Source organism: Pseudotenacibaculum haliotis (assembly GCF_042684245.1).
In the GTDB taxonomy this organism is placed as follows: Bacteria; Bacteroidota; Bacteroidia; order Flavobacteriales; family Flavobacteriaceae; genus Polaribacter; species Polaribacter haliotis_A.
Genome location: NZ_JBHULH010000003.1, coordinates 502,685 through 521,471, shown reverse-complemented (window position 1 = coordinate 521,471; position 18,787 = coordinate 502,685). Strand labels below are relative to the sequence as shown.

General features: G+C 32.1%; 26 protein-coding genes. 24 read left to right on the top strand and 2 right to left on the bottom strand.

What is annotated here, in order from left to right:
* The first annotated feature begins 11 nt into the window (after positions 1-11).
* On the top strand, positions 12-1,526 hold the full coding sequence (locus ACFSRZ_RS08150) for a hypothetical protein (RefSeq protein ID WP_379666050.1): 1,515 nt from the start codon (positions 12-14) through the stop codon (positions 1,524-1,526).
* Here ACFSRZ_RS08150 and ACFSRZ_RS08145 read toward each other — a convergent pair whose 3' ends face one another.
* Positions 1,527-1,730: a hypothetical protein gene (locus ACFSRZ_RS08145; protein WP_379666049.1), complete on the bottom strand. Its 204-nt coding sequence runs from the start codon at positions 1,728-1,730 to the stop codon at positions 1,527-1,529. It lies immediately after the preceding gene.
* A 186-nt stretch (positions 1,731-1,916) separates the two neighbouring features.
* Here ACFSRZ_RS08145 and ACFSRZ_RS08140 point away from each other — a divergent pair, with 186 nt between their 5' ends.
* From ACFSRZ_RS08140 to ACFSRZ_RS08040, 21 genes are all read left to right on the top strand, one after another.
* Positions 1,917-2,291: a hypothetical protein gene (locus ACFSRZ_RS08140; RefSeq protein ID WP_379666048.1), complete on the top strand. Its 375-nt coding sequence runs from the start codon at positions 1,917-1,919 to the stop codon at positions 2,289-2,291.
* Positions 2,292-2,329: 38 nt separating this feature from the next.
* Positions 2,330-2,635, top strand: coding sequence for a hypothetical protein (locus ACFSRZ_RS08135; protein ID WP_379666047.1), 306 nt, complete (start codon positions 2,330-2,332; stop codon positions 2,633-2,635).
* A complete protein-coding gene (locus ACFSRZ_RS08130; protein ID WP_379666046.1) occupies positions 2,636-3,199 on the top strand; it encodes a Crp/Fnr family transcriptional regulator in 564 nt (187 codons plus the stop codon).
* 65 nt (positions 3,200-3,264) lie between these two features.
* Positions 3,265-3,645 carry a hypothetical protein gene (locus ACFSRZ_RS08125; RefSeq protein ID WP_379666045.1) on the top strand — a complete coding sequence of 127 codons (381 nt, stop codon included), beginning with the start codon at positions 3,265-3,267 and terminating at the stop codon, positions 3,643-3,645.
* 127 nt (positions 3,646-3,772) lie between these two features.
* Positions 3,773-4,477, top strand: a complete 705-nt coding sequence (locus tag ACFSRZ_RS08120) for a hypothetical protein (protein ID WP_379666044.1) — start codon at positions 3,773-3,775, stop codon at positions 4,475-4,477.
* A gap of 160 nt (positions 4,478-4,637) precedes the next feature.
* Positions 4,638-4,994, top strand: coding sequence for a hypothetical protein (locus ACFSRZ_RS08115; protein WP_379666043.1), 357 nt, complete (start codon positions 4,638-4,640; stop codon positions 4,992-4,994).
* Between the two features lie 61 nt (positions 4,995-5,055).
* Positions 5,056-5,280 carry a hypothetical protein gene (locus ACFSRZ_RS08110; RefSeq protein ID WP_379666042.1) on the top strand — a complete coding sequence of 75 codons (225 nt, stop codon included), beginning with the start codon at positions 5,056-5,058 and terminating at the stop codon, positions 5,278-5,280.
* A 50-nt stretch (positions 5,281-5,330) separates the two neighbouring features.
* Positions 5,331-5,822 carry a hypothetical protein gene (locus tag ACFSRZ_RS08105; RefSeq protein ID WP_379666041.1) on the top strand — a complete coding sequence of 164 codons (492 nt, stop codon included), beginning with the start codon at positions 5,331-5,333 and terminating at the stop codon, positions 5,820-5,822.
* A gap of 82 nt (positions 5,823-5,904) precedes the next feature.
* Complete coding sequence (locus ACFSRZ_RS08100; protein WP_379666040.1) at positions 5,905-6,636, top strand: hypothetical protein; 732 nt, start codon at positions 5,905-5,907, stop codon at positions 6,634-6,636.
* A gap of 28 nt (positions 6,637-6,664) precedes the next feature.
* Positions 6,665-7,000, top strand: a complete 336-nt coding sequence (locus ACFSRZ_RS08095; RefSeq protein ID WP_379666039.1) for a hypothetical protein — start codon at positions 6,665-6,667, stop codon at positions 6,998-7,000.
* A gap of 169 nt (positions 7,001-7,169) precedes the next feature.
* The gene (locus ACFSRZ_RS08090; protein ID WP_379666038.1) at positions 7,170-7,853 is read left to right on the top strand and encodes a DUF6624 domain-containing protein; all 684 of its coding nucleotides are present in this window, start codon (positions 7,170-7,172) and stop codon (positions 7,851-7,853) included.
* A gap of 144 nt (positions 7,854-7,997) precedes the next feature.
* On the top strand, positions 7,998-8,825 hold the full coding sequence (locus ACFSRZ_RS08085) for a LytR/AlgR family response regulator transcription factor (RefSeq protein ID WP_379666037.1): 828 nt from the start codon (positions 7,998-8,000) through the stop codon (positions 8,823-8,825).
* A gap of 116 nt (positions 8,826-8,941) precedes the next feature.
* A complete protein-coding gene (locus ACFSRZ_RS08080) occupies positions 8,942-9,592 on the top strand; it encodes a CPBP family intramembrane glutamic endopeptidase (RefSeq protein WP_379666036.1) in 651 nt (216 codons plus the stop codon).
* 92 nt (positions 9,593-9,684) lie between these two features.
* Positions 9,685-10,029, top strand: a complete 345-nt coding sequence (locus ACFSRZ_RS08075; RefSeq protein WP_379666035.1) for a hypothetical protein — start codon at positions 9,685-9,687, stop codon at positions 10,027-10,029.
* A gap of 95 nt (positions 10,030-10,124) precedes the next feature.
* Positions 10,125-10,661 (top strand): hypothetical protein, encoded by a 537-nt coding sequence (locus ACFSRZ_RS08070; protein WP_379666034.1) that lies wholly within the window; start codon positions 10,125-10,127, stop codon positions 10,659-10,661.
* Between the two features lie 39 nt (positions 10,662-10,700).
* The gene (locus tag ACFSRZ_RS08065; protein WP_379666033.1) at positions 10,701-11,807 is read left to right on the top strand and encodes a serine hydrolase domain-containing protein; all 1,107 of its coding nucleotides are present in this window, start codon (positions 10,701-10,703) and stop codon (positions 11,805-11,807) included.
* Between the two features lie 106 nt (positions 11,808-11,913).
* Complete coding sequence (locus ACFSRZ_RS08060) at positions 11,914-12,678, top strand: hypothetical protein (RefSeq protein WP_379666032.1); 765 nt, start codon at positions 11,914-11,916, stop codon at positions 12,676-12,678.
* 154 nt (positions 12,679-12,832) lie between these two features.
* On the top strand, positions 12,833-13,231 hold the full coding sequence (locus ACFSRZ_RS08055) for a VOC family protein (RefSeq protein WP_379666031.1): 399 nt from the start codon (positions 12,833-12,835) through the stop codon (positions 13,229-13,231).
* A 51-nt stretch (positions 13,232-13,282) separates the two neighbouring features.
* A complete protein-coding gene (locus ACFSRZ_RS08050) occupies positions 13,283-13,618 on the top strand; it encodes a hypothetical protein (protein WP_379666030.1) in 336 nt (111 codons plus the stop codon).
* Positions 13,615-14,175: a hypothetical protein gene (locus tag ACFSRZ_RS08045; RefSeq protein ID WP_379666029.1), complete on the top strand. Its 561-nt coding sequence runs from the start codon at positions 13,615-13,617 to the stop codon at positions 14,173-14,175. The genes ACFSRZ_RS08050 and ACFSRZ_RS08045 overlap by 4 nt, the downstream gene beginning before the upstream one ends.
* 58 nt (positions 14,176-14,233) lie before the next feature.
* Positions 14,234-14,575, top strand: coding sequence for a hypothetical protein (locus ACFSRZ_RS08040; RefSeq protein ID WP_379666028.1), 342 nt, complete (start codon positions 14,234-14,236; stop codon positions 14,573-14,575).
* 27 nt (positions 14,576-14,602) lie between these two features.
* Here the strand turns inward: ACFSRZ_RS08040 and ACFSRZ_RS08035 are convergent, their stop codons facing one another.
* A complete protein-coding gene (locus ACFSRZ_RS08035) occupies positions 14,603-16,747 on the bottom strand; it encodes a DUF5916 domain-containing protein (RefSeq protein WP_379666027.1) in 2,145 nt (714 codons plus the stop codon).
* Between the two features lie 375 nt (positions 16,748-17,122).
* Between ACFSRZ_RS08035 and ACFSRZ_RS08030 the strand changes: the two genes are divergently transcribed.
* Together ACFSRZ_RS08030 and ACFSRZ_RS08025 are read left to right on the top strand one after the other, a co-directional pair.
* Positions 17,123-18,079, top strand: a complete 957-nt coding sequence (locus tag ACFSRZ_RS08030) for a sensor histidine kinase (protein WP_379666026.1) — start codon at positions 17,123-17,125, stop codon at positions 18,077-18,079.
* Entirely contained in the window at positions 18,076-18,777 is a 702-nt protein-coding gene (locus tag ACFSRZ_RS08025) for a LytR/AlgR family response regulator transcription factor (RefSeq protein WP_379666025.1), read from the top strand. Before ACFSRZ_RS08030 ends, ACFSRZ_RS08025 begins: the two co-directional genes overlap by 4 nt.
* The last annotated feature ends 10 nt before the right edge of the window (positions 18,778-18,787 follow it).

Below are 18,787 nucleotides of genomic sequence, written 5' to 3'. Positions count from 1 at the left end.
CCTCCTTAAAAGTGAAAAAAGAAGAAGAATTTAAAGAAATCAAGTCTGAACTATTAATTGAAATTATTCAACATGACTCAAATACAGACTATTTTAAAAGTTATCATACATACTTCTCAGAATTAGAAAACAAATCAACTAGGTGGGACTATAATGCTTATATAAGAAAAGCAAAAGCATTAATTAATGATAATGGACTAGATAATTTTTTTGATTTCAAACTTAATACCAAGCCAGAAATAATAGATGAAAATGGCTACGAATATTTTGTAAAGTATAAAATACTTATTAAAAATCTTAAAATTGCTTGTAATTCAGAACAAATTAAGCTTCACTCATTAGTTATAGATGAGAAGTATCCTGAAGATTCAAATCTAATGAAAGATCAATATAGAGGAGGAATATACATTGAATTCAAAAACTGTGAATTCGTTAGTATTAAATCCAACTATAACTCATATGTGAATATTGATCTTGGGCAAAACGCTAGATTAACTCTTACCAAAAATAAATTCCACAATGTGGATTTTTACTTAAATGCTAATTATAATAATTGCTTCGTTCATTTTGACTCAAATAAGTTTTATAATCGACATCTGACGATTAGTGGGGCTGTCAATAATGATGGAACACACGGTTTTCGCTCAAACTCCTGGTCTATAAGTGGTGAATTGGCAGGTAAACTATACGCTGTCAAGAGGCTTGAAAGAATGGTTAATAAAAATGGGTATGACAAAAAGCATAGCGAATTAATAGCCAAGCTAGAAAAGAAAGAGAATATTTCTAATAACGAAATTCTTGACTATTTGATTGCTTCAGATAACAAATATAGAATTAACTATAGTGACATAGAATACAGTCAAAGTAAAAATACTATTGTTAGCTTTCGAAATAATGAAATAAATAAAATTCAGATTGGAGGACAAAAACTTTTCTTTTTGGGAAAAAATGAAATAAATAAAATTTGTACTAGTCACCTTTCTGAAAACATTTATTATGGACCTTATAACAGATTAGATAAAGAAAAACAATATGGTATTCACCATAAAGAATTATTTATTGCCTTGAAAGAGGATGCTATTAGAAGAAATGACAAATCTCAAGAATTAATTTTTAATCGAGAAGTCTTAAAGTGTGAAAGACAACTTCTAAAAAAAGAAAGTGCCAATTTCAAATGGTATTGGGATAAAACTAGAAAAGATAGAATTATACTAACTTTCAACAGATTGACTAATAATTACGGATTAAGCTGGATCGTGCCAATATTTTGGATTTTAGGATTGAATTTATTGTACTGTTTCTTCTTTTTTGGCTTTAACTATAGGCTTTCTTTAAGTTGGGAGAACTTCTTTAATACTTTAGGTATGTTTTCTGAATTTCTATTACCTACCAATAACGTTGAAGATATTACTGGAATTAAAAACTTAAACAAAGGATGGGAAGCAGCAAATATTATCAAAAATATTTTTTTAGCAGCTTTTATTTATCAAACATTAAGAGCTTTTAGAAGGTTTAGAAATACATAATTAAATACCCTCCAACACCAACCCTTCTAGTACATTTATAAGATCTTGCACATCTTTAGAAGCAGAGAGTTCTACCATTTCTGCACTTACACAATAGGTAGCTAGGTAATGTAGTAGTTTTAAAGACTCATAAAAACTTTGTACTTCTTTGGGGTGTAGTAACTCTAACAATTCTTTTTGTGCCGGGCTTAGGTTTGGTTTCATTCTTTTTCAATGGTTTTTGTGTACAACAAGTTTATATGATTTCCTTGAGAATTTTGTCATACATATCTATGACTAAATTAAATTTATAAAAAGATGAGGAGAGTTGTGTTCGGTATAATAAACATGGTTTTTTAAGTTGATAAGTATGGTGTTTATTTGTTATTTTTAGGGAGTATAAAAATTGAAATGAATCCTAAATATCTTATCGCTTTAGTTTTTCACTTATTGTTTATGCCAGGAGCAGTCTTGGGTTACTTTTTTGCTGTTTATGATCCAAATCAAGAAACAGATATTGTTCAAGCGCTGTTAACATTAACCATTCTAATTTTTATTAGTGAACTTATTGTTTGGTTCGACTTTGTAAAGTTTCGTTTTACAAAACATTATAGCGAAAATCAGTATTTAATAAGAAGGCTTCTTCGTAGTTTTTTCACTATGGGAGCTACTTTTGGAGTTATGTTTGCAAGTAGTTTTACTGAAGTTGGAGGAGGCATCATGATTCTTTATTATCTCTTAATAACTCCTTTAAAGTTTCGATTTAAACAATTCACAGCTCATTGATGTAACCGTTTATTTGTTATTTTTAGAGTATTAAAAAGTTGAAAGAATTACCAAAAGATATTGTTGAAGAAATGAGAATCCGATTTGATTCGGACTTCAACAATGCGAATAAAATTTTGACAGAATATTTAAATAAATATGACTATTTGAATTCTGACAGAATTATTCGCTGTGTGATATTTTTAGCTAATGACGAAATTCAAAGTTTTAAATCGTTTTTAGAATCTGCAAAAGGCGACCCAAGAGATGTCATTTGGTGGGCTGAATATGATAATCGAGATTCTTTAAATAACAATAAAAGAGTTCGAGATTTTAGTAAGCCTTTTAAAGAAAATACAATCTAAATGGAAAACTTAAAGAAGTGTATTACAACTCAAGTATCTATTGAAAAAAAATCAATAGATCATATTCTTTCCGTTTTCGAACCTTTAGAAATAAAAAGAGGAGAATACTTTATCAGATCAGGAAGAATTTGTCGGGAAATGGCATTTATCGAGTCCGGATACATGAGAATATTTGATATAGTAGACGGCAAAGAAATAACATTGTGGATTGGTGGTAACGGTAGGTTTGTAACCTCTCTTTCCAGTTTTATTTTTGAAACAAAAAACAACTGGAATATACAAGCAATAACAGATTGTAAACTTTATATCATTACTAGAAAAAATCATTTTAGACTTAATCAAACAGAACCTAAATGGCTAGAGTTTGATAATATATTATTAGCAAAATCTTTTGCTTTATTAGAAAGAAAAATGTTTTCTCAACTACATACAACAGCCAAGCAACGCTATGATAGTTTGCTTGCAGAAGAACCGGAGCTGTTTAAACATGTTCCTCTACAATACATAGCTTCTATGATAGGTGTTACACCAGAATCTTTAAGTAGGTTGAGAAAAATTCATTAATTACCATTTGTCAAGAGAGATGTAGTTGCGTTTGTAGAAATTTGTAAGAACAAAATTTTACCGCAATGAACAAACTACAAAAAGCACTAAAAATAAATGCTCTATTCTCAAGTATCTCCGGAGCAATACTAATTCTATTAAATCGTCAACTCGCCAACCTATTTGGCACTACAAACAACACTGTTTTTTGGATTATTGGATTAGCTCTCATCTACTTTGCAATAACCATATGGTACGAAATAAGAAAACAAAGGAAACTTGCTGTTTTATGGATTATCATTCAAGATTATGTTTGGGTTTTAGGTAGTTTCGTATTACTAATTGCAAACCCTTTTCAAATTACACAAACAGGAAATCTTATAATTGGCGTTGTTGCTTTAATTGTTTTGTATATGGGAATTAATCAAATGATTGGATTGAAAAAAACTACCGCCCAAAATTTATAAAAATAATTACTAAATTAGTAGTAGATAAAAAAGTAGTTGCTATTTAACCATACTTAATTTTCCTTAAGAAAACCTATCACATAGAACTGCAACTATTCATATGTGGCCATTATGTATAATTTAAGGCATGAGCAAAAATACTATTGAATACATATCGATATTTTCATCAATCATTTCGTTGATTTCAGGACTAATTACTATTAATGATAACAACATTTATCTATCTATATCATTAATACTTATTAGTTTGATATTTATCTTATACATATTTTATAGAAACTATTATAATCCTATTAATTTCAGCACTCTAAAAGAATCCATTGAATTAAATATCGAAGATGAAAAAGGAGAGCTTGTAAAGTATAAAAAAAATATCTTATTGAAATGCTCTAAATCAAATGCTTATTACTTCTTTAACAGTTTAAATGAATTTAATGGAAAAATTAAAAATATCAAGGTTTCCAATGGGAATATAGATACCATTACTAAAAACAACGGTATTTATCTTATTATGTCTAAATTAGAAGCACCTCTTAAAAGGGGGGAAATATTAGAACGAAGTATAGAATGCGAATTTATAAACTGCTTTATTAATGAAAAGGAATTTTGGTCTTCAACCAAAAACTACCCAGGAACGCATCTTGAAATTAAAATTTGTTTCCCTATTAATAGAACCCCTAAAACATTCTCGTCTTACGAGAAAATTGGACATATTGAAAAATTAATGAAATCACAACCAAACTATAAAATAGAAAACAACAAGTACATCTTAACATTAAATGTTAAGAAAGTGAAATTATTTGCAACATACTATTTAAAGTGGGAATGGTAACTATTTATTAGCACCTCCGTCACCTCCAGGGTTTTTAAGCATTCTTTTTATTTTCATAAAATCTAAATATTTTAATAAAAATACAAAAAAGACTATAATTTATCGATAAGTAATATAAAGGTTTATTTGTTATTTTAGAGCTCCAAAAAATTGCATTAAAATGAATAACCTTTTACGTATCGTATTGATGTGGTTGCCTTCTGTGGCAATTACATTGTTTTACATTCCAAACGCTTTGGATAAGATCCTTAACTCAAATCAAACAGATAAAATTGTGGCCAACCCTAGTATAATGATTGCTACCGGAGTGTTTCTTTTGGTGGCAACGGGACTATTCTTATACAATAAAACAATACTCATTGGCACTTCTCTTTTAGCTTTGTATATGACTTTTATTGTGTTTGTTCATATGTACAAAGGGAAACCTTATGAAGTAACCGTTTTAATTATAATGGCAACCATTTTTGCTTCTTATATAAGAAAACCTCAACTATTTCATCCTAAAGAAGAAGTGTAGTGGTTATTTGTTATTTTTAGGGAGTATTAAAACATGGAAAAGAAAACTACTATTACAAAGCGTGGGATTTAATCAACATAAATTAGAATTAATAGATAAACTTCAAAACTCATCTGACTATAAAAAAGATGAGGCTTTACAGAGTGTGGTTGAAATTTTGAAAAGAATGGAATCTGATAGAGATTTGAAAAAACAAAAAGCGTTAATCGATAGAATTTCAATTGATAGCGTCTTGGATTGGGATTTAATTAACCTAATATCAGAGTTCACACACAGTCATACTTAATAAACATCTAGGTTTATTTTTTATTTTTAGGGAGTTATACTTTATAATAAATGGATCCAAGAAAAACAATAATCATCGTTCTTTTAACCTTGGTAACAAATGTTTTATTTGCTCAGGTTGCAAATCATAATGATACCATCTCTTCAACACAGCACAAACTGAATTTAGAATACAATGTTATGACCAACATAACATTGGAAAAACCTAAAAGGTACAACAACAAGAAGCGCTATAAGTATATAAAAGACGGAGTGTATTTAGATTTGAAAGAAAAAAAAAGTTTCAAATACAGAATGACAATTTCCTACAAACAAAAAGCCGATAAACCCAACAGTCAATATCCTTTGGAGGATATTTTAGACAAATACTTATTGTATGTATCGCATGAATTCAAGGCAAGAAAACATCGATTCAAAATTGAATTAGGTGGTGACCTTGATAATATCTTAAAAGCAAAAAAAGAGCTTATTGGAAAAAAGGTCTTTAACCGCGATTATGTTGGAGAAGACGGAAAAGTATACACAAAACTTGTTATCGAATAAAAGAGAAGCTCCACTCGATAGTTAACACCATTAAAAATGCAAGCGTTTATTTGCTATTTTTAGAAACTCAAAATTAAACTCTATGAAAAAAACAATTCTTCTACTTTTTACTATCTCCTCTTTAAGCCTGTTTGGGCAAGAAAAATTATCAATTGAGATTGACAATCCTCAACCCAGGGTTGATCAACGTGTAACTTTCTCTATAAACATAGATTTTCTAGCGAGTTATTTGAAAAAAGAGCTAGGAAAAAACATAGAGCTTACGCGCTCAAAATCCATATTTGGAAGTCAATCAGATGATTTTGAAAGAGTGGTCGTATTTAAAAAAGCAAAAAAATATAAAGTAGGGCCTTTTAATTTCGAGTTCAATGGTAAAAAATACACAACAAACACTATCGAGATTAAGGTACTTCCAAAACTTCCAATGGAAGAAGGTTTGTGGTTAAGGCTGGCAGAATTTGAAGGAGATAAATATCTAATTTTAGAACAACTAGTAAAGAACAGACCAAATAAAACAATAAATGAAAATGGTGGTTATACACATACCATTGGTGGTGTTAAGCCTGAAGGAATAGAACTTGCAGACTTAAACGAGAATCTAACCGAAGGAATTCATTTAGATTTCTACAGTTCTTCTTCAAATACTTTAACCCCAGAAGGAGCAGAACTTTTTGATATAGGATATACATATTCTATTAAAAAATATGAAATAACATTTGATGAGAATTTTGAAGGTGATTATAAAATTTCAGAAAAAGACATCAAAAACCTACCAAAAATTTTCAATATTGGAAAAATTCGATTACGTAAATAACTAATTATAATAGCAACTACCCCATTTAGTGAACTACAAATTATACTACAAAGACCTTGAAATTGGAACGATTGTTCAAGAAGATCAAGACTTTCCTAACTTATTTGGAACATATAAACTTTCAGATAAGCTTAAATCAGGTCATAATTTTATAAATGAGTATATCAAATATTCTGTTGAAGCTTATGCTCTTATGAATAAAGATGAACAGAAATGGTTGAAACTTGTTCAATCTGAAGAAGAAAAATTTGGCGAGTTAATCGAGTCGGAAGATTGGAAATTGATCGATCAAAAAGGTGAAGTTCATAAAATCTTAATTCCGAATTTTGGAAATCATAATGAAATTGTATGGAGATGGGGTTAAAAAAATACGGAACAAATTCAAATTCGGAGAAAATATAATTGAACATCAAAATTTAGACAATAAGTCTGGATTGGAAAGTGGCTTTATAGACAAAAACACGAACGAAGGGATAATGGGAAAAGTGATGTAATCGTTTATTTGCTATTTTTAGAAACTCAAAATTAAACTCATGAAAAAACTAATTGGCATACTTTGCATTGGTCTTATGGTAATAGGGTGTAAAGAAAACACTTCACAAAAGAAAAAAGTTCCTCAAAAAGTAGTTTTCAATCAAGACTTAGCCAATGAGCTAGAAAAAATGGCAGAAGTAGATCAAATTGCGGCTTACATTCCGCAAGGAGAATACAAAAAATTAAGTACTGAAGATTGGAATGCTTTTAAAGACAGTGTTTTTACCACTCATCAAAAGCGAATAAAAGAATTGTTTGATCAGCATGGTTTTTTAGGATTTGATTTAGTGGGCAAAGAAGGTTCGTCTAATTTCTGGGTAATGGTACAGCACTCCGATCATAATCCTGCTTTTCAAAAAGCTGTATTAGAAAAAATGAAACAGGAAGTTTTAAAAAAGAATGCACATTCAAGAGAATACGGACTTTTAACAGATCGTGTAAATATCAACTCAGGTTTACCTCAAGTATACGGAACTCAAGTAGATTATAATTGGGAAATCTGCCAAGCTTATCCTATAACACTACAAGATAGTGCAAATGTAAATCAACGTAGAAAAGAGATTGGATTAGAGCCTATAGAAGAATATTTAAACAGAATGTCCGAGATGCATTTTGAGATAAATAAAGCCAGTTTCTTACAAAAAGGCATAAAAGCCCCAACACTTTACAAAGTAGAGAAATAAAAACTAAAATTGAGTCTTAAAAAAATCGAAAGAAAAAAAGAAGGGTATCCAATAACTAGAATCTATAAGGATGAAATAGATTTTTGGAATAATAGAATGAAACAAGACATCCTTGATTTTAAAGAGTAAATGAGTAATTTTTCAATGAAAACACTACTTAGTTTTTTACAACGGAATCTTCATTTTTCAAATTTTTGGGTGAGAAATATTCTCATACTTATACTCGTCTCTATTTTAGTTAATCATCTTGGAGATCCAAAAAACTTCCCATTAAACGAATCCTATTCTTTTCCTTGGTTTCCCGTAACAGCTTCCATTTTTCTTGGAAGTATCGTTTTAGTCATTGCCAATTTCAATTTCAACTATTACAAGAAAACCTACTTCATCGAGGAGATTAATCTGCGCATATTGTTGCGCTATTTATTCTCTACTTTGGGATATATTTCAATTGCCTACGCTTTATTTTATTTTACTTTAAATGGATGGATAAACGGTATAGAATCGTATAACTTTTATCACTTCTTAACAGGACTGTCTGTTTCGCTTTTAATATGCTCTATAGGAATCACTATTTTGTTTGCCCACGATGTATATAAGCTTCATAAATTTACTTCTATAAAAGGAAAATTAAAAGTAGAGCACGCCGGAAAAATTTCTTTGATAGGCTATGATGAAATAGCTTTTTTTTACAGCGAAAACAAAGTAGTGTATCTTGTAAAAACAGACGGAACTACTACAAGTACAGATTTCACTTTAAATGAAATTGAAAACAAAATCAATATCCACAGTTTTTTCAGAGCCAACAGACAAATCATTCTTCACTCTCGTTCTGTAGAACAAGTGCAACTTATAGAAAATGGGAAATTAACGGTGCAGTTAAAACCTACAATTTCTGATAAAGAAGCGTTTCAAATCAATATTAGTAGATACAAAAAACAAGCATTTATGAATTGGTTTGAAAACAAACTATAATTTCTACTGATTATTCAGGTGTTATTTTCATACCATTCAGTAAAAACGAGTGGTCTCCTCCCTATTTTACTCGCCTTATCGTTGTTACTTCGTTTCAAATTTTAAAACGATACAACATGAACAAAATCTCTTTAAAAGCAACATTAATACCTGTAATTACTATTATTCTTTGCTGTTTACTATACCTATTCGGGTATTTTCAAATGACCTTTGCCGCTATATTAATGATTATAGCAAGTGCCATAGAATACAAGAAAGATCTTTTTCGTTCTTTAGGATTTCAGCGCAAAAAAATACAGGTAAAACGTTTATTCATCATAGTACCAATAGTAGGTTTGGTTTTTTTCTTATTCTACTACTATGTAATGATTCCGGGTGCTACGTATCTTACAAGACAACCCATAGATTTTTCTGTGTTTGAACCTTACGAAGGTAACTTACCGGCAACCCTAAGTTTACTTGTGCTTATTTGGGTATCTGCTGCCTTTGCAGAAGAGATTGTATTTAGAGGCTATTTAATGAGGCAGTTTACAAAGTTTTTTGGGTCTGGCAAGGTAAGTCTTGTTATTAATATTCTACTCTTTGGGTTTCTTTTTGGTTGGTTGCACGCATACCAAGGACTCACCGGACAAATTGTATCTGGCGTTACAGGAATGTTGCTTGCCATTGTTTTTCATCTTCGTAAAAACGATTTATGGCTTAACATTGCTTTGCATGGTTTTATAGACACAGCTGCTTTGTTTTTCATGTATACCGGGTGGCTGTAATATCTATTGTGCTCTACATGAGTAATCGTAGATAAAAGTTTAAAAGTGTGGCGTTTATTTCTTATTTTTAAGAAGTCAAAAATTGTAGCCTTATGAAAAACATCTACGAACAGCTCAAACGCAAAGCTTACCACGAAGGTTTAAAATTTCAAAATTCAACTCTTGGTGAGGAAATCATTTATGCCAAGTTAGAAAAGAAAGGAATCCCTATAGGTCTTGCTAAAGAAGTGGCTAAAAACATTGTGCTGGAAAGAAATAAAGACAAGGATGAGCATGCTACTTATTTAAAAAAGACCGGACTCATTATCTTATGTTTGTGGTTGTTGCTATCTGTTGTAGCATATATCTATACCGGAAGTTTCACTTTTGCTTTTCAATTGCTTGGGGTAATTATTCCTATGGCTGTTTTAACGCACTTAATGACAACGTCTAAGTAGGAGGTTGTAGGTTTATGAGTTGATGGGGTTATATGTTTATACGTTGAAGTGTATATAGGTTTACAAGTTGATTCTAGGAAGAAATATTTAAAAAATTGCAATATCTAATTCATAATTCGGGCGACCATCTTGAACTCTCCAAAAAGAGTGATAATCGAAAAATAGTTAGTGGTGTTTGGTGGATAACTTGGGGCAAGTATAAATCTGAAATTTTAGATAATAATGATAATTTGATCTATACTATTTCACGTAAATTTTCTTTTTGGAAATGGAAGATGTCTTTTATTGTTAAAAGTCCTTCAGGAGAAATATTTTTAGTTGAAGGAAAAAACAAAAGCCACACAATTTATCAGTCAGTTATAAAAGAGAATATTTTTGAAATAAAAATCCACAAAAAACGAAAAAAATCTGTCTTTAAAAATGGCGTCCAAATCGCATCAATAGATGAATCTTTTGTTAGCGTTTTTGGAGAAAGCAAAGGTCATATTATTACTAATAGCCCTGAAAATATTATTGAAATTTTTACTCTATTCTTTTGCTTAAACTTTGGAGAGAAAAATGACAACTCTCTACAATTTAATTTTGGAAATATTGGAAAAGCTGAACTTATAGATGAAAATTGGAAGCCTTAAATTATTTCTTATTTTTAGGGAGTTAAAAAATTGTACAACATGAAAAAGCTTACCAACACTGTTTTATCACTCTTTAGTATTCTGTTATTTTTTTCTGCCTGTAAGAAGAAAACTTCAGAAGAAACCAACCTAATTACCACACTATTTTCGAAAATAGAAAATGGAGATTATCCTGCTACCAATGCCATTCTCATTTCTCAAAACGACTCGCTTGTTTTCGAAAAATACTTTAATGGCTACGGTAAAGACAGCTTGCAAGATGTACGGTCTACTACCAAATCTATTACTGCTTTGCTAGCAGGAATTGCTGTAGATAAAGGATTGTTTACCGTAAACGATCCTGTACTCACACATCTCCCTCAATACACAAAAGAGAACATTCAACAATGGGATCCCAGAAAATCACAGATTACCATTCAAGATCTGCTAACCATGCGAACAGGAATTGGCTGCGAACAGTTTTTTGGAGATATGGGATTTCCCGATTGTGAAGACAAAATGTTTGATCAAAAAGACTGGGTAAAATACGGCCTTGATCAAGTAATGGCATACAATCCAAAAGAAAAATGGCTCTATACCGGAACGGCACCTATGATCATGGGAGCTGTGATTAGTGAATCTTCTCAAACCAGTATTCCCGATTTTGCTGCCAAGCATTTGTTTACCCCATTGAATATTACAGACAATTACTGGTGGTTACAAAACAGAATGACAGGACGCTATTTTACCGCAGGTAGCTTGAGAATATCTCCAAGAAATATGCTCACCATTGGTACTATGGTAATCAACAAAGGAAAGTACAACGGGCAACAGGTGATCTCAGAAAAAATGATTGATGAGATTACAAGCGAAATAGTTCGCTTGCCGCAAAACTATTCGTTTTTTGATACTGCCGGAAACTCCTGGGAAGGACAAGAAGCTGCTACCTATGGCTACTATTGGTATACCGAAAAGGCAAAGATAGACGGGCGAGAAATCACTCTGAAATTCACTTTTGGAAATGGAGGAAACTATATCATACTTGTTCCAGAACTTAACAACTTGGTGGTTGTATTTACCGGAAGTAATTATGGAAAGCCCATTTTAAACAAGCAGCCTTTTGATATGCTTTATAAATACATTTTGCCTTATTTTTTAGCATCTTAGAAAACAACGCTTATCAGTTATAGGTTAACGTGTTATTAAAAATAGTCTTAAGTCAAAAAAACGAGTAACCTTTTATTTAGTATCTTTCAGCAAAAAATTGAAAACCATGAACATAGCCAACCTTTTTAATAACATTCCGAAAAAGTATTTACTGATTCTTTTGTTGATCTCGGTTATTCCAACCAAGCTAGTTTCTCAAGAACTCTATGAATATTCGAAAGCAGAAATTGCAAAATATTCTATAACTGGCGAATATATTACTCTAGCTATTTACACCGGTAAAGATGAGAAGACCAGTGATTATACTTTGCACAGAAAGTATGAAATGCAATTAGCTAATTTCTCTATAAATAGCAGAGCCTTTATCAAAAAATCACCATCGTATCAGGAAACAAAGATCCAAGTATACGTAGCAGGAAAGCCTTTTTTAGGATTGTTAAACGCCAAAGGTTTTGATGAAAATTTAGATAAGATTGTTGGAGCCGGAACTGATGCTTGGAAAGATTATTACGCCGAGTCGGTTTCGGTTTATGAACTAAAAGATGCTATTCTTGAAATGGCTCAAAAAATGAAAGTTCAAGCCATGGAAATTCGTGCACGAGAAGCTTCTTTAGACGGCAAACAAATGGGATTAATTATTTTTAAAGGCCCTAAAGAAACCATGACCGACGAAGAGTTTATTGAGTATTACGAGAAAAATTTCTTGAAATTGGGTGCTAATTCAAAAGTATTTATGTTTCCTTCCGATAAAAGTTATTCAAAATTCACTCTGTTCATCAAAGGAAAAATGATTGCTAAAGAGATGGTTCCTTCTTCTTTTAAAGCAAACCTCAAAGATTTTGTTGAACAACAAAAGAAAGTACAACAATAACACGCCTCATTTATAAGAATGGAAAAATTGGTAACTTTAAGACATTGAAGTAAACATACAGCTGAAAAAGAAAAGCGATTTCTAACCATGCCTAAGCTCTTTTGTGATGGGATATTCCATTATTCCTTATTTTTAAGGATCAAAAACTGTAGTCATGAGAGTTACCATCATTAGCATTCCCGTTCGAGATCAAGAAAAAGCATTGCAATTTTATACTGAAAAGCTTGGATTTTTAAAAAACAAAGATCAACCATTAGGAGGCGGTAACAGATGGCTGACTGTAGTTTCTAAAGACGATCCTGACGGACTGGAAATCTTATTAGAACCAGCCCCAAACCATTTTGAGCCTTGTAAAGTATTTCAGGACGCTTTACAGGAAGCCGGTGTTCCCTATACTCAGTTTGATGTAGACAGTGTAGACGCAGAATATGACCGATTGACAAAATTGGGTGTAGAGTTTCGTGTGCAACCTAAGGTTTATGACAATACCGTAAAGTATGCCATATTTAACGACACCTGCGGGAATTATATTCAGCTTGTAGAAAACTTATAAAAAATAGAAGTAGATTTATTTCTTACTTTTAGAGCGAAAAAATTGTAACTCATGAGAAAAACTTTCGATTGCTATAGAACATCCATGCCAAGAACACGAGTAGCAGGCTATCATTTAGGTTGTCTTAACAGTTCTATGTTTGTTGACTTTAATCGCTCTGAAAACGATCAAATTTCTTTGATCAGAATCTCTTTTGACGGTCTTGGGTGCTGCAATATTGAGGGAGAGCCTATCCCATTAGATGCTACAGACTCTCAATCCTTCATCTCAGAAATAGAGCAAGAAAAATTGAATGAAGATGCCATGTCTAAACTGATCTTAAAAGCCATAAATATCAACAAAGAATTTATCTGGGACGAGGCATTAGAAAGATATGATTTGATATGATTCCTATCGACATAGAAAAATCAAAAGAAAAAGGAAAATTGGTTATCTGTGAAAGTCCTTTTATAAAGGTTTCCGAATATCTTTTATACTCAATGTTTGCATTTTTTTTTCCTTTCATGGCTATCTTGAATTTTATTCACAATGTGAATAATAATAACCCGATTACTAATTCTTTGCTGTTTCTAATTTTTTCGTTTGTTCTAAGTTCTTTTTTTGTGTATTCAATCATCAATATAACTTCCCTAAAACGAGTAAAAGGTCTATCAAGAAGTAATAATTCTAACATCGTTAAAAAAATAGCGGAAAACAATAACTGGCACATTTCGTCAAATAATCAGCAAGCAACAATTATTTATTTTTCTTGGAGAGAGACACTCACAGACTGGGGAAAACAGATGACTATTATATATGACAAGAATGACATTCTAGTGAATTGCATTTCTTTTGGCAAACATTCTACGCCTTCTCCAATCCACTGGTTTGCCAATAGAAGTAAAGTGAATGAGCTCATAAATGGATTTAAAGATGAAATAAACGCGAGGTCTCATTCTTTATAAACTCAATTGAAAGACAAAGTATTAATTTCTTATTTTTAAAGGATAAAAATTGTATCCAATGAAAAAACTATTGCATAAAGTATTTCTTGTATTAATCATCATTGTTTTTATTGGAAAGATCTCGAATTGGTTTCTGAACTATAGCGATGAGGTAAATGACATGCTTAATACCGGAATGTTTGCCCTAATTGGAATTGCTTATTTGATAGGTGGTTTTGTATGGGACAAAAAACTGATCAACTTTATTTTTATCGTTTGCGGACTCTATCTTATCGTGATGAACTTTGTAGGTGATTTCGGGTTAAAATCAGTCATCGGAATTGTATGTATTCTAACCCCGATGCTGATTACCAAATTCTCACCGGAAGAAACCGATGATCAAGAATTGGCTGAAGATTGATTCTTTAAGAAATATCGATAGCAAGCACTAAAAATCAAATCGATAGTTCATTTTAAACGCCACTCCCCAATCTTTGCGTGCTATGTTTTGGTTGTAATTATCTGAAATAACCAAATAGATATACGACAAAGGCTTGTATTCCCATTGCAAACGACTATTGATATTAAAATTATCAAACTGTGTATTGTATTGAACATACGTCGTCCAGTTCAATCGATTGGAAAAGAAAACTTCTCCTGTAAATCGAGCCAAATGAAAAGTTTCGCTACCTAGCTCTTTTAGATCAATTCCGTTTCGCTCGTAGCGCAATTGCAATCGAGCCAAAGGCATCAATCGATATTGAGTATTTAGGCTGATCTGATTCTTAAATCCGCTGTAATAGCTTCCATAACTTATATTTCCTCCGTACTGCAACTTTCTATTTTCCGCAGAAGAATAACCGAAACCGGCATCAAAATATTTGTAGGCATCCGGCACAATGGCATTACCATTGTTTAAGGGATCAAAGGCGTATTTTAAGTCTACATATTCGTATCGAACTCCTCCAAACAGCACTGATTGATCTCTAAACACCAAATCATTATTTAATACAACGGTAGATTGAATTACGTTCCCTTCATCATCCCAATATGTATCATTCCATAAATTTAAATAACGATGGTTGTCGATCACTTTAGAGTTCTTATAGAATTTAGTTAAACTAATACGCCCTCTAGATTGTGTATAACCCTCTCTGATAACAGTACCTGAGGTTGCATCAAAATTGTACAAACGCGGCACAAAACCTACATCAGTAATATAATTTGTTTCTACTTTTTTAACTCCTAGATAACCCGAAGCATTGATGTTGTTATACCATACACCTATGTTGTAAAAATTATTATCTCCGGAAACATCATTGGTAGCGCTGGTAGCCAAATTTGCATGACCTGTCCATTTGTTGTTTTTCGATTGGTAGTTTAAGTTCACTCCACCTACTCTATTGTAATCATTTAGAAAAGAAAAACCGTCTGTCTCTTGCCTGTTTATCATAAATCCGGTAGCTGTAAACGATCTAGAGAGTTGCTGCTGCACTACCAAAACTCCGTAATTCTGAGCAGCAATATCATCATTAGATTTTGTCGCTACATTCAATACTCCCAATCGTGTTTTCTCGGTAATATTTCCAGAAAGTTTTAACCCAAAAGATATTTCACTGTCGGCTCCAATTCTTCTTGAGTAAAAAGGGTTGACTCCTCCAACTCCTAAATTGTTAAACAGATCGCTGTTCTCTAAAAAGAAGTTTCTACGTTCCGGAAAGAATATTGAAAATCGGCTTAAGTTGGTAACTTGCCTGTCTACATCTATCTGTGAAAAATCTGGATTGATGGTTGCATCCAACTTTAATGAAGAAGTTACGTTTACTTGAACATCCAAACTAGGCTTTACCATATCATCTTTGGTACTGTTCAACACATCTTCGGCATGATTCATAGTTATTGAAGGTGTCACGGCAAATCGAGAAGATCTGTTTTCTGAAAGGTTTTCTACCTGAAATGTTTTGGCAAATCGCAGATCAAACAAACTGTAATTACGATCAATCGGTGTACTAGTAGTCCATTCATTCAATTTGATGTTTCGTGTATGAAACATCACTCCCCATTCCGATGATTCTGCTTTGTATCCTAATGCTTTTAACGGAATCTCTACTTCGTATATTTTTAGATTTCCTTGTACAGAAGTTCTGGCATTCCAAACTGTATTCCAACTCGTACTTACTCTAAAACCATCACCTCGTCTGGCAAGCAATGCATCTATTAAAGCACCTCCCATATTTACAATGAAGAAAAAACCTGATTGTTGCTGGTTGTAAGTGTCTAGCATAATGGCAAACGAATCACTCTCTGCTCCGGTAACACCAATATGATCTCGCTTTAAAGACCCTATTTGCACACGTGGAATACTATCGTGATATACCGCACTTATATATAAGTTTTTTCCATTATGAAACATTTTTACTTCCGTAGTATTGGAGGCAGTTACACCATTGTTGGGCATATAGTTTAAAAACCCTCCTTCAGGGATCAACTCATTCCAAATAGGCTCATTCAATTTTCCATCCAGCTGAATTTTGCTGTTACTGTAAACGATCTTCCCCTGTTTAGATTCAGATTGTGCCTGTATAGAAATCATTGTAAAAACAGTTAACACAAGAAATACGATTCTCTTCATATATTGATATTAAAAAGTTGAATAAGATGTTGTATTTACAACACGCTTGCGAAACTATGGCACTTGCAGATTGGTATTTTAAAAAGTAGACAAAGAAGGTTTTTTCGCGTTTAGAAAGCCGTATTTGGTAGAAACCAAGTTTTGTCTTCTGTTTTGCTGTTTTTAGCGATTAAAAATAGGTTTTAAGCTACTTTTCACATCCGTGCTCATGAAAGATTGTATTTTAGCCTTGAGATGAGCAGCCTCAAAAAAATATCGACATTTTTTAGTAGTCCAGTTCTTAGGCATGTATTGTTTTGGCTTGGTGTATTTGCTTATTTTATTGGCACTGTAAACATGCAATCTTATAGTGGATACACAGAAGTTATAGAGCACTTTTCTATTCATGTTTTCTGCCAGATGGCAGTAGCATATACAACTATATACGTTTTAATTCCTCGTTTTTTAACTCCCAAAAAATATTTTCTTTTTGTATTGAGTTTGTTGGGATTATTAATTGCTGTATTTATCATCTTTGTTGGGTGTCACGAATACTATCACATTCCAAAATATATGAGTTTTGGTATGCCTTACGATTCTACTAAGGTCTTTTTAGAAAAAATATTTGACCTTCGTGTTTTCTTAGGAAAGTTCATCACTATTTTATCGCCAACCATCTTATTGGTTATTGCCAAATTCTACAAAGAACAACAAGCCTATTTGCAACTGAACGAACAAAAGAAAACAGCAGAATTATCTGCTTTAAAACATCAATTAAACCCTCATTTTTTGTTCAATACGCTCAATAATTTATACGCCCTGTCTATCAACAAATCTGACGAAGCTCCGGAGGTCATTGCAAAGCTTTCTGAAATGTTGGATTATATGTTATACGGGTGTGACGATAAATATGTCCCCCTAAAAAAAGAGATTGAGCTTATAGACAACTACCTTGCCTTGGAAAAGGTTCGGTATGATGAACGTGTAGAGATCAGCTTTACCAAACATATAGAGGGTGATGTTAGAATTGCTCCCTTGCTTCTCTTAACCTTTATAGAAAACGCCTTTAAACATGGTGTGTCTCAGGAATTAAAGAAGGCCTATATTCATATGCAGATTTCTGTAGAAGAAGGCTTGATTCTGTTTAACATCACAAACTCAACAGCAAAAAACAAAGTATCTGTAAACAAAGAAACTATTGGACTAACCAACGTGCAAAAGCAATTGGATTTGCTATATTTAGATAGTTATTCTTTGGATATTCAAGAAGAAACCAATTGCTTTAGCGTGCAATTAAAATTGCCTGTAAAATGAGATACAAATGCTTGATCATTGATGATGAAAAGTTAGCCAGAGGTTTGATTCAAACACATCTGTCTCAATTAGATGATTTTGAATTGGTAGCTTCATGCAATAGCGCTATTGAAGCAAGTAAAATACTTCAAGAAGAAACTATAGATCTACTGTTCTTAGACATTGAAATGCCTGTTTTAAAAGGCACGGATTTTTTCAAGAATCTAATACACAAACCCAAAGTCATTTTTACAACTGCCTACAGAGATTATGCAATTGAGGGGTTTGAACTAAATGCTGTTGATTATATCCTAAAACCCATCACTTTTCAACGATTCTTTCACGCTATAGAAAAGTTTAGAACGCTTCAAAAAGGAAGCAATTCTGAACTTATTTCAATCCCCGAAAAGAAAGATGCTTTTATGTTTATCAGAAAAGACAGGAAACAAGTAAAGGTTTTTTTCAGTTCTATTCTGTATATAGAAAGTTTAAAAGATTATGTGAAAATCCATTTGAAGGGAGAAAGTCATATGACCAAATCCAGCATTTCTGCTTTTGAAGAAAAATTAGATGATCGGTTTGTTAGAGTTCATCGCTCTTATATCATCAACAAAGATCAAATTACCGCATACACAAAAAACGATATTGAGATTGGAAAAATTGAGATTCCAATTGGTGAAAATTTTCGAAACAACCTCAGCTCTTTTTTGACCTCATAAAAGCCATCGA

Bases quoted from the DNA above. Each gene is read 5' to 3' on its own strand.
- ACFSRZ_RS08145 (WP_379666049.1), bottom strand. From the start codon at position 1,730: ATGAAACCAAACCTAAGCCCGGCACAAAAAGAATTGTTAGAGTTACTA.
- ACFSRZ_RS08140 (WP_379666048.1), top strand. From the start codon at position 1,917: ATGAATCCTAAATATCTTATCGCTTTAGTTTTTCACTTATTGTTTATG.
- ACFSRZ_RS08130 (WP_379666046.1), top strand. From the start codon at position 2,636: ATGGAAAACTTAAAGAAGTGTATTACAACTCAAGTATCTATTGAAAAA.
- ACFSRZ_RS08125 (WP_379666045.1), top strand. From the start codon at position 3,265: ATGAACAAACTACAAAAAGCACTAAAAATAAATGCTCTATTCTCAAGT.
- ACFSRZ_RS08120 (WP_379666044.1), top strand. From the start codon at position 3,773: ATGAGCAAAAATACTATTGAATACATATCGATATTTTCATCAATCATT.
- ACFSRZ_RS08115 (WP_379666043.1), top strand. From the start codon at position 4,638: ATGAATAACCTTTTACGTATCGTATTGATGTGGTTGCCTTCTGTGGCA.
- ACFSRZ_RS08105 (WP_379666041.1), top strand. From the start codon at position 5,331: ATGGATCCAAGAAAAACAATAATCATCGTTCTTTTAACCTTGGTAACA.
- ACFSRZ_RS08100 (WP_379666040.1), top strand. From the start codon at position 5,905: ATGAAAAAAACAATTCTTCTACTTTTTACTATCTCCTCTTTAAGCCTG.
- ACFSRZ_RS08090 (WP_379666038.1), top strand. From the start codon at position 7,170: ATGAAAAAACTAATTGGCATACTTTGCATTGGTCTTATGGTAATAGGG.
- ACFSRZ_RS08085 (WP_379666037.1), top strand. From the start codon at position 7,998: ATGAAAACACTACTTAGTTTTTTACAACGGAATCTTCATTTTTCAAAT.
- ACFSRZ_RS08080 (WP_379666036.1), top strand. From the start codon at position 8,942: ATGAACAAAATCTCTTTAAAAGCAACATTAATACCTGTAATTACTATT.
- ACFSRZ_RS08075 (WP_379666035.1), top strand. From the start codon at position 9,685: ATGAAAAACATCTACGAACAGCTCAAACGCAAAGCTTACCACGAAGGT.
- ACFSRZ_RS08065 (WP_379666033.1), top strand. From the start codon at position 10,701: ATGAAAAAGCTTACCAACACTGTTTTATCACTCTTTAGTATTCTGTTA.
- ACFSRZ_RS08060 (WP_379666032.1), top strand. From the start codon at position 11,914: ATGAACATAGCCAACCTTTTTAATAACATTCCGAAAAAGTATTTACTG.
- ACFSRZ_RS08055 (WP_379666031.1), top strand. From the start codon at position 12,833: ATGAGAGTTACCATCATTAGCATTCCCGTTCGAGATCAAGAAAAAGCA.
- ACFSRZ_RS08050 (WP_379666030.1), top strand. From the start codon at position 13,283: ATGAGAAAAACTTTCGATTGCTATAGAACATCCATGCCAAGAACACGA.
- ACFSRZ_RS08045 (WP_379666029.1), top strand. From the start codon at position 13,615: ATGATTCCTATCGACATAGAAAAATCAAAAGAAAAAGGAAAATTGGTT.
- ACFSRZ_RS08040 (WP_379666028.1), top strand. From the start codon at position 14,234: ATGAAAAAACTATTGCATAAAGTATTTCTTGTATTAATCATCATTGTT.
- ACFSRZ_RS08035 (WP_379666027.1), bottom strand. From the start codon at position 16,747: ATGATTTCTATACAGGCACAATCTGAATCTAAACAGGGGAAGATCGTT.
- ACFSRZ_RS08030 (WP_379666026.1), top strand. From the start codon at position 17,123: ATGCAATCTTATAGTGGATACACAGAAGTTATAGAGCACTTTTCTATT.
- ACFSRZ_RS08025 (WP_379666025.1), top strand. From the start codon at position 18,076: ATGAGATACAAATGCTTGATCATTGATGATGAAAAGTTAGCCAGAGGT.